Annotated in this window: 1 pseudogene; it reads right to left on the bottom strand. The window is 48.8% G+C overall.

Annotation, left to right across the window (positions count from 1 at the left end):
* Nucleotides 1-108 precede the first annotated feature (108 nt).
* Nucleotides 109-445: pseudogene (locus C5B91_RS21710) on the bottom strand (glucose-1-phosphate thymidylyltransferase); the annotation flags it as partial.

Genomic DNA, 445 nt, shown 5'->3' with positions numbered 1-445 from the left:
CAGTTCAGAATGAAGCTATTTAGTGTTATTGGAGCGACTAATTCAAACCTGAATATACAGATAGGTGGCATGATTTGTCAATAACACCCTTACGTCTGTTTTATCTCGTTACCCTCGGAAGACGCGTGCGTCCTCCGAAATGTGACCAGTTAGTGTTGACCCGCTTTCCGCAGAGACGTCATTCCCGATGACCGTTCCTGGTTCGATTGTCACGTTTCCCGCAGTATGGACGTTGTCCCCGACTAGTCCACCAAATTTGACGTCTGTATACAGTTTATCGCCGACGCGGACATCGGTTCGACCGCCCTCAACTGAATTTAGTGGGCCGATAGTAGTTCCCGAACCGATAATGCAGTCAGAGATTACTGAGCCGGGTTCGATCACCGCGTCTTCAAAGACGATTGTATTCGTAATGACGGTATTCGCGCCAATCGTCACGTTGTCC

This window comes from Haloferax sp. Atlit-10N (assembly GCF_003586325.1).
GTDB classification, from domain to species: domain Archaea; phylum Halobacteriota; class Halobacteria; order Halobacteriales; family Haloferacaceae; genus Haloferax; species Haloferax prahovense.
The sequence above is the reverse complement of the archived record's forward strand: the minus strand, read 5'-3'. Positions and strand labels throughout refer to the sequence as shown.